The sequence below is a fragment of the Kribbella antibiotica genome, assembly GCF_004349055.1.
Lineage (GTDB): Bacteria > Actinomycetota > Actinomycetes > Propionibacteriales > Kribbellaceae > Kribbella > Kribbella antibiotica.
The window spans coordinates 23,049-30,874 of the sequence record NZ_SMKX01000106.1; the positions used below are offsets into that span (position 1 = coordinate 23,049).

Consider the following 7,826-nt stretch of genomic DNA (forward strand, 5'->3'; position numbering starts at 1 on the left):
ATCCGACAGCGTTGCGCATTGACCCCGGAGTTATAAAGCCTCTCTACTAAATGCACCCCAACCGCCCCCGGAGGTTCACCATGTTGTCCTGGCGCTCCTGGCGTTCACGGTTCCTCACAGTCGTCGTCGGCGTGCTGTTAATAGTCGTCGGCGGGACCCAGACCGCGCAGGCGGCGAACATCTTGACCAACCCCGGGTTCGAGAGCGGCTCATTGAGCGGCTGGTCCTGCTCCGGTGGGTCCGTTGTCTCCAGCCCGGTGCGCAGTGGAGGCTTCGCGCTCAACGGTGCGGTGTCGAGCGGCGACTTCGCCCAATGCAGCCAGACGGTCACGGTGGTCCCCAATACGGCATACACGCTGTCCGGCTGGGTGCGCGGTTCGTATGTCTACCTGGGAGTCACTGGGGGCTCTTCAACGTGGACGCCGTCAGCCGCGAGTTACACGCAGCTGAGTCTGTCCTTTACTACTGGCGCGAATCAGACCTCGGCGCAGATCTACGTGCACGGCTGGTACGGACAGCCGGCGTACCAGGCCGATGACATCAACCTGGACGGCCCGGGCGGTCCGTCCAACCCAGGCGCCCCGGGTGCTCCCGGGACGCCGTCCGTGACCAGTACGACGAATAGTGCGATCGGGCTGAGCTGGGGCGCTGCGACCGGCACGGTCACCGGCTACCGCGTGTATGAGGGCACCAACGTCGTACAGACAGTGACCGGTACGACGGCGACTGTCAGCGGGCTGAGTGCTTGCACGAGTCACAGCTACACCGTTGCCGCGTACAACAGTGTCGGAGAGTCGCCCCAGTCAGGTGCGGCATCGGCGACGACCAGTGGGTGCACCAACACCGGGCTGCCGAAGCATGCGCTGATCGGTTACCTGCATGCGAGCTTCGCCAACGGCTCTGGGTACGTGCGGATGGCCGACGTACCGAGTGAGTGGAACATCATCAACCTGTCGTTCGGGGAGCCCACCTCCGCGACCTCCGGAGACATCCGGTTCAACCGCTGCCCGGTGAGCGAGTGCCCGAACGTCGAGAGTGATGCGGACTTCCTGGCCGCTATCAAGGCCAAACAGGCCGCAGGTAAGAAGGTGCTGCTCTCTATCGGCGGACAGAACGGACTGGTCCAGCTGACCACCACTGGCGCCCGGGACACGTTCGTGAACTCGGTGAGCGCGATCATCGATCGCTGGGGCCTGGACGGACTGGATGTCGACTTCGAGGGCCACTCGCTCTACCTGGACGCCAACGACACCAACTTCCGCAGTCCGACCACTCCGGTCGTGGTGAACCTGATCTCCGCGCTCAAGTCGCTGAAGGCGAAGTACGGCGCGAAGTTCGTGCTGACGATGGCGCCGGAGACGTTCTTCGTCCAGATCGGCTACCAGTTCTACGGCCCGGGTACCAACGGCGGCGATGCGCGCCGGGGCTCCTATCTGCCGGTCATCCACGCGCTGCGGGACACCCTGACCGTGCTGCACGTCCAGGACTACAACAGCGGTCCCGTGATGGGTCTGGACAACCAGTACCACACCATGGGCGGCGCGGACTTCCACATCGCGATGACCGACATGATCAAGGCCGGCTTCCCGGTCGGGACCACCGGGCAGACCTTCCCCGGCCTGCGGGAGGACCAGATCGCGTTCGGCGTACCGGCCGCGACCAGTGCCGGCAACGGGTACACACCACCTGCGCAGGTGCAGGAGGCGGTCAACTGCCTGGTCAAGGGCCAGAGCTGCGGCGGTTACACACTGCGCGGCGGCACCTCACCCGCGTTCCGCGGGCTGATGACGTGGTCGATCAACTGGGACAAGTACTACAACTGGGAGTTCCGGAACAGCCACGCCCCGTTCCTCGCGGCCCTTCCCTGACGGGCCGTAGGCCCTAGCCCCGTTGTTCGGTCCGCGCCCCGCCCCCGCGGACCGAACCGGGGCCTGTGGACGAACGATCCCTATTCGTAGGTTTTCGCTGGTATCAATGAGGCATGACAGCGTCGACTTCCCGCCCGGTGATCCTTACCGTGGACGACGACCCGGGCGTTTCCCGGTCCATCGCCCGTGACCTCCGCCGGCGGTATGCCGAGGAAAACCGCATCGTCCGGGCCGAAACCCCCGCCCAAGCCCTGGATGCGCTGAAGGAGCTCAAGCTCCGCGGCGAGCCGGTGGCGCTCCTGCTGGCCGACTACCGGATGCCCCAGATGTCCGGCATCGAGTTCCTCGAGGCCGCCATGGACCTCTATCCGCTGGCCCGCCGGGTCCTGCTGACGGCGTACGCCGACACGGACGCCGCGATCCAGGCAATCAACGTGGTCGACCTCGACCACTACCTGCTCAAACCGTGGAACCCGCCGGAGGAGAAGCTCTACCCGGTGGTCGACTCGATGCTGGAGCTCTGGAAGTCGACACCGGTGGTGTCGTCCGACGAGACCCGGGTGATCGGGCACCGCTGGTCGGCTCCCTCCTTTGCGGCGCGGGACTTCCTGGCCCGGAACGCAGTGCCGTACCAGTGGCTCGGAGTGGACGACGACGAGGCCAAGCGCTTGCTCGAAGCCGCCGGTGTGGACGGCAGCACACTGCCGGTCATCATCACGCCGGACGGCGTCGTACTGATTGCTCCTAGCGAAGCTGAGCTGGCCGACAAGGTCGGTCTGGCAACCAACCCGACAGCTGAGTTCTACGACCTCGTAGTGGTCGGTGGCGGGCCAGCTGGTCTTGGAGCAGCCGTGTACGGCGCCAGTGAGGGCCTGCGGACCGTATTGGTCGAGCAGATGGCCACCGGTGGTCAGGCCGGTCAGTCGAGTCGGATTGAGAACTACCTGGGCTTCCCGGACGGGGTGTCCGGCGCACAGCTGACGGACCGGGCGCGGCGACAGGCAGTGCGCTTCGGTGCGGAGCTGCTGACTACCCGCCAGGTCGTGGGGCTGGAGACGGTCGGTTCGGCCCGGCGGCTCAAGTTCGCCGACGGCAGCGAGATCTCCGCCCACTCCGTCATTCTGGCGACCGGTGTGGCGTACCGGCAGCTGGAAGCACCCGGGATGGAAGAGCTGGCGGGCCGGGGCATCTACTACGGCGCTGCGACGACCGAGGGGCCGAGCTGCGCCGGCCAGGAGGTCTACATCATCGGCGGAGCCAACTCCGCGGGGCAGGCTGCGGTCTATTTCTCGAAACACGCTTCGCGCGTGCATATGCTGGTAAGAGGTCCCTCACTTGAGGCGACCATGTCGTCGTACCTGATCGATCAGATCGCCGGCATCGACAACATCGAGGTGCACACCTGCACGCAGGTGGTCTCCTGCAAAGGTTCGGAACACTTGGAGCGCGTGACGCTGGTCAACAGCACCTCTGGGGAGAGCCGGGAGGTGGACACGGAGTGGATGTTCGTGTTCATCGGAGCGGCCCCGCGGACGGACTGGCTGCCCGGCGACCTGCTGCGCGACGAGCGCGGCTTCGTGCTGACCGGACCGGACTTGCGGGGACGGCCACCGGGCTGGGCCCTGGACCGCGACCCCTACCACCTGGAGACGAGCATGCCCGGCGTCTTCGCGGCCGGGGACGTGCGGGCGGAGTCCGTCAAGCGGGTCGCCTCGGCTGTCGGTGACGGTGCGATGGCCGTGACCTTGGTGCACCGATACCTGGAGATGCTCTGATGACTGTGGCCAACAACGAGACCGACGACCTCCGTCGGATGACAAGGGACGAGTTGCGCACACTGTTCCTGTTCGAGGCACTGAACGACGAGCAGCTCGACTGGATCGCCCGCGAGGGGCACGTCATCCATGTCGAGGAGGGCCGCGTCTTCGCGGAGGGCGACGAGGCGACCTGCTGCTACATGCTGCTGTCGGGGACGCTCAGGATGTGCAAGCTCCTGCAGGGCGAAGAGGTGGAGACCAACCGCAGCTCCCAGCGCGGTGTCTATGCCGGTGCCTACAACGCCTTCTTCGGCGACAACGAGAGCAACACCTACAACGCCTCGATGTACGTGCTGGAGCCGTCCGACTTCTACGTGATCGACGCCGAGGCGATGGCCAGCATGATCGGCACGTGGTTCCCGATGGCCGTGCACCTGATCGAGGGCTTCGTGATGGGCACGCGCCGCAGCAACGAGACCATCGGTCAGCGGGAGCGGCTGCTCGCGCTGGGATCTCTGTCCGCCGGTCTGACGCATGAGCTGAACAACCCGGCTGCGGCCGCTGTGCGTGCTGCGGCGACGCTGCGGCAGCGGGTTGCCGGCATGCGGCACAAGCTGGCGATGCTTGCCGACGGCACCCTTGACGCGACCAAGCTGCACAAGATCGTCGCGATCCAGGAGGATGCGGTCGAGCGCGTGGCCAAGGCTCGCGACATGTCCGTCATGGAGCAGAGCGACGCCGAGGACGACCTGTCTGACTGGCTGGACGACCACGGCGTCCGTGACAGCTGGGATGTCGCGCCCGTGCTCGCAGCGGTCGGGCTCGACGCCGACTGGATGGAGGGCGTGCGCGCGGCCGTCGGCGACGAGTACCTCGAAGGTGCTGTCCGCTGGCTGATGTACACGATCGACACCGAGTCGCTGATGAACGAGATCGACGACTCGGTCACCCGGATCTCCACGCTGGTCGGGGCTGCCAAGCAGTACTCGCAGATCGACAGAGCGCCGTACCAGGTGGTTGATCTGCGTGAGCTGCTGAAGTCGACGCTGGTGATGATGTCGGGCAAGCTCGACGGCCTGACGATCGTGAAGGACTTCGATCCCGAGCTGCCGATGATCCCGGCGTACGCCGCCGAGCTCAACCAGGTCTGGACGAACATCATCGACAACGCGGTCCAGGCGATGAACGGGTCGGGCACGTTGACCCTGCGGACGCGGCGCGACGGCCAGTACGTCGTGGTCGAGATCGGCGACACCGGACCGGGCATCCCGGCCGATATCAAGACCCGGATCTTCGAACCGTTCTTCACCACGAAACCGATCGGTGAGGGTACTGGCCTCGGGCTCGACATCTCGTGGCGGATCATCGTGAAGAAGCATCACGGTGATCTGCGGGTGGACTCCAAGCCTGGCGAGACCTGGTTCAGGATCGTCCTCCCCGTTGACCCCGAAGCCGAGATCCAGGCCCAGGGTGACCTGATCTCCTGACCCCGGATATCCCGTGGACGAAGGTGTGATGATCGACGGTATGGCAACTCAGAAGATTCGGTTCGTGGAGTTGCCGCCGGCGGCAATGACGGCTCTGCTCGCAGGTGACCTTGCGACGGGCCGGGCCTTGACCGGCGTCGAGCTCGGGCAGTTGTTCGTCGAGGACCGCGCGCAGTGGCTGTGGGGTTACCGCCTGAAGCAGCTCGAGAGCACCCCGGAGGATGCGGCCTGGATCGCGCGCGTGGTGATCGGGGAGGACGCAGTGGTCGGGTACGCCGGCTTCCACGGTGGGCCGGATGAGGTCGGCATGGTCGAGGTCGGGTACACGGTCGACCCGGCGTACCAGCGCCGCGGTTATGCGACAGCGATCCTCGGCGCGCTGCTCGAGCGGGCGCGCGGTGAGGACGAGGTGAAGGTCGTGCGGGCCTCGATCAGCCCGGACAACGTGGCGTCGCTGGCGACAGTGGCGAAGTACGGGTTCGTGCAGGTGGGCGATCAGTGGGACGACGAGGACGGGCTGGAGTTGCTGTTCGAGCTGCCCGTCAAATGACGGGCTGAGTGGCTTCGAGGTCCGCGATCGCCGCGCGGGTTGCGGTGACGAAGCTCCAGAAGATCGGCAGCGTGGTGTTCTTGCGGTCCGCGCGGGTGTAGGTGCCGAACATCGCCTGGCGGAGCGGCGCAGTGAGCTCGAGCTGCGCGCCGGCGCCGAGCAGGGTGCGGTTTGCGATGTTGGCGGGGTCGTCGCCGTTCAGGTCTGGGACGGTGGCCGCGTCAATGGCCCGTACGCCGGCTGCCGTCAGCCTGGTGATGAGCCGGGACTTGAGCGCGTTGTTGCGGCCGCCGACGAGCGCCGCCTGCGTCCCGGTGGGCAGTCCGGCCTGGGACTCCTTGCAGCCATGCAGCCCGATCGCATTGAGCGAGCCGGCCGCCAGGGAACGCGCAACGTGATCGTCGCAGTGAGCTGACGTGACATGCAGATCGCCGTTGTCGGACGAGAGCAGACCTTCGAACATCCAGTAGTCGTGGACCGCACCGCTCGTCGCCAGATCAGCTGGGTGATAACCCGCGATCGCCAGGCACAGCTCCGACGTACCGGGCTCGATGCCGCCACCGTGCGGTGCCAGGATCACAGTGCGCTGTACGGCGTAGCGCTGGGTCAGGTCGTTGTCGAACCACTGATGCCGCCGGAACCGCCGCGCGTAGTGGTCCCCCTCAGTCAGCGCGGGGTCGGCGTACAGGTCAGTGTTGGAGTCGTACTTGTCTGCGGTGACCGTGGCGATGGCAGGCAACCCCTGCGATCCGACCGCCGCAACAACCGCCATCCCCAGGAAACCTCGTCGTGAGCTCTGCACGCCGTCCACTCTGCGTGCAGGCGCCGGTCGGCGAGCAGTGACCGGCGTGTCGTGATAGCTCTTGGGCATGTTCACCCTGGAGCAGGTCGACGGTATCCACGATCGCCTCGGCAGCGCCTCGACGCTGGGGGCGTTCCTGCAGGCGCTCGGGGAGATCGGAGTCGTGTCGAGCGACTCGTACGTCACCGACGGGCATGCGACGTACTTCGGGGTGGGTGGGCACGAGGTGTCGACGGGACCCGCACATGACGTGTTCGAGGTTGCGGCCGCTAGCGATCGGGATGCGTTCCTCGCTGCGCTGGAACAGGGCTCGTACGTCGAGATGTCGCGGGCGCTTGCTGCGGCGGGGGTAGAGAAGTGGACGTTCGACACGCAGGCCCTGACGATCACGTACTACGACCGAGCGGGGACCGCTCTGTTGTCGGAGGAGGTGTAGTGATGCAGGAGAAGCTACAGGGGTTGGCGGATCGGCTTCTGGCCATCGGTGAGGTGCCGGGGGTGGTTGTCGGGCTTACGGATGGGCGTGAGCAGTGGCTGGGGTCAGCGGGTGCTGTGGGTGCTGATTCGGTGTTTCGGATCAGCTCGATGACCAAGCCGTTGGCTGCGGTGTTGACGTTGCAGCTGGTGGAGTCCGGGGTGCTGGGCCTGCAGGACCCGGTTGAGCGGTGGCTGCCAGAGCTGGCGGGGCAGCGAGTGCTGCGGCGGCTGGACGGACCGGTGGGTGACACGGTCCCGGCGGAGTCGCCAGTGACAGTGGAGGACCTGCTGGTGATGCGGCTCGGGTTCGGGTTCGCCTTCGAGGTGGAGTCGTGTCCGGTGCTGGAGGAGGCGGCCGAGCTGGGGTTCGGGCCGCCGCTGCCGTCGGCGGTGGCGCTTGCTCCGGACAGGTGGATCGAGCGGTTTGGTGAGCTGCCGCTGATGGAGCAGCCGGGTCGGCACTGGCGGTACGAGCTGGCGTACGCCGTATTGGGGGTGCTGTTGGCGCGGGCGAGCGGAGTGGAGTTGCCGGAGCTGTTTCGGCGGCGGTTGTTTGAGCCGCTCGGGATGGGCGACTCCGGCTTCGTCGTACCGGACCATGCTCGCGCTCGGTTGGCGCCGAGCTATGCGGAAGGCCTGGCGGTGCTGGACGATCCTGCCGCCAGCGACTGGTTTACGCCGCCGGTGTTTCCGCATGCTGCTGGCGGGCTGGTGTCTACCGCGGCTGACTACCTACGGTTCACTGCTGCGCTGCTGAACGGGGAGCTGTTGCGGCCGGACCTTGCTGCGGCGATGGTGACAGACCAGCTGACTGCCGAGCAGCGTGGTGAGCCGGCTGCGCAGATGTTCCTCAACGGGGAGGGGTGGGGGTACGGCGTGCAGGTT

At 66.4% G+C, this 7,826-nt stretch carries 7 protein-coding genes; 6 read left to right on the top strand and 1 reads right to left on the bottom strand.

Going from position 1 to position 7,826, the window contains the following annotated elements; all coding sequences use genetic code 11:
- The first annotated feature begins 80 nt into the window (after positions 1-80).
- From E1263_RS28995 to E1263_RS29010, 4 genes are all read left to right on the top strand, one after another.
- Positions 81-1,868: a chitinase gene (locus E1263_RS28995; protein ID WP_132173044.1), complete on the top strand. Its 1,788-nt coding sequence runs from the start codon at positions 81-83 to the stop codon at positions 1,866-1,868.
- 113 nt (positions 1,869-1,981) lie between these two features.
- Positions 1,982-3,643: an NAD(P)/FAD-dependent oxidoreductase gene (locus E1263_RS29000; RefSeq protein ID WP_132173046.1), complete on the top strand. Its 1,662-nt coding sequence runs from the start codon at positions 1,982-1,984 to the stop codon at positions 3,641-3,643.
- Positions 3,643-5,112, top strand: a complete 1,470-nt coding sequence (locus E1263_RS29005) for an ATP-binding protein (protein WP_132173048.1) — start codon at positions 3,643-3,645, stop codon at positions 5,110-5,112. The genes E1263_RS29000 and E1263_RS29005 overlap by 1 nt, the downstream gene beginning before the upstream one ends.
- Positions 5,113-5,152: 40 nt before the next feature.
- The gene (locus E1263_RS29010; RefSeq protein WP_202869101.1) at positions 5,153-5,662 is read left to right on the top strand and encodes a GNAT family N-acetyltransferase; all 510 of its coding nucleotides are present in this window, start codon (positions 5,153-5,155) and stop codon (positions 5,660-5,662) included.
- On the opposite strand, the gene E1263_RS29015 is transcribed toward E1263_RS29010, so the two are convergent.
- Positions 5,655-6,533, bottom strand: a complete 879-nt coding sequence (locus tag E1263_RS29015) for a poly-gamma-glutamate hydrolase family protein (protein WP_132173050.1) — start codon at positions 6,531-6,533, stop codon at positions 5,655-5,657. The genes E1263_RS29010 and E1263_RS29015 overlap by 8 nt on opposite strands.
- Between E1263_RS29015 and E1263_RS29020 the strand changes: the two genes are divergently transcribed.
- Both E1263_RS29020 and E1263_RS29025 read left to right on the top strand, forming a co-directional pair.
- Positions 6,532-6,900 carry a DUF1398 family protein gene (locus tag E1263_RS29020; protein WP_132173052.1) on the top strand — a complete coding sequence of 123 codons (369 nt, stop codon included), beginning with the start codon at positions 6,532-6,534 and terminating at the stop codon, positions 6,898-6,900. The two genes, E1263_RS29015 and E1263_RS29020, sit on opposite strands and share 2 nt — an antisense overlap.
- Before the next feature lie 2 nt (positions 6,901-6,902).
- Positions 6,903-7,826: serine hydrolase domain-containing protein (locus E1263_RS29025; RefSeq protein ID WP_132173054.1), on the top strand; the 924-nt coding region annotated here is incomplete at its 3' end.

Coding starts and splice junctions, on each gene's coding strand:
- E1263_RS29000 (WP_132173046.1), top strand. CDS start 1,982: ATGACAGCGTCGACTTCCCGCCCGGTGATCCTTACCGTGGACGACGAC.
- E1263_RS28995 (WP_132173044.1), top strand. CDS start 81: ATGTTGTCCTGGCGCTCCTGGCGTTCACGGTTCCTCACAGTCGTCGTC.
- E1263_RS29010 (WP_202869101.1), top strand. CDS start 5,153: ATGGCAACTCAGAAGATTCGGTTCGTGGAGTTGCCGCCGGCGGCAATG.
- E1263_RS29005 (WP_132173048.1), top strand. CDS start 3,643: ATGACTGTGGCCAACAACGAGACCGACGACCTCCGTCGGATGACAAGG.
- E1263_RS29020 (WP_132173052.1), top strand. CDS start 6,532: ATGTTCACCCTGGAGCAGGTCGACGGTATCCACGATCGCCTCGGCAGC.
- E1263_RS29015 (WP_132173050.1), bottom strand. CDS start 6,533: ATGCCCAAGAGCTATCACGACACGCCGGTCACTGCTCGCCGACCGGCG.